At 46.8% G+C, this 280-nt stretch carries 1 protein-coding gene; it reads left to right on the plus strand.

Annotation, left to right across the window (positions count from 1 at the left end):
• Positions 1-280 (plus strand): NAD-dependent epimerase/dehydratase family protein (locus ACNKXV_RS14710; protein WP_417908443.1); only part of this gene is annotated, 280 nt, incomplete at both ends.

The following is a 280-nucleotide window of genomic DNA, read 5'->3' on the forward strand; positions in this document are numbered from 1 at the left end:
GAAATCAGGCTGAAGTGCAGCATTTTTTTGAACAAGAAAAACCCGAGGTGGTCATTGACGCTGCGGCTAGGGTAGGTGGCATTTTGGCCAACCATGAGTTTCCGTACCAGTTTCTGATGGAAAACATGCAGATCCAAAACAACCTCATTGAAGCGGCTTTAAAGGCCGATGTCAGTAAGTTTATTTTCTTGGGATCTTCCTGCATCTATCCAAAGCTGGCTCCTCAACCGCTGAAAGAAGACTATCTGCTCACAGGACCCCTTGAGCCTACCAACGAATG

Origin of the sequence: Christiangramia aquimixticola (genome assembly GCF_048285835.1) — a bacterium.
Lineage (GTDB): Bacteria > Bacteroidota > Bacteroidia > Flavobacteriales > Flavobacteriaceae > Christiangramia > Christiangramia aquimixticola.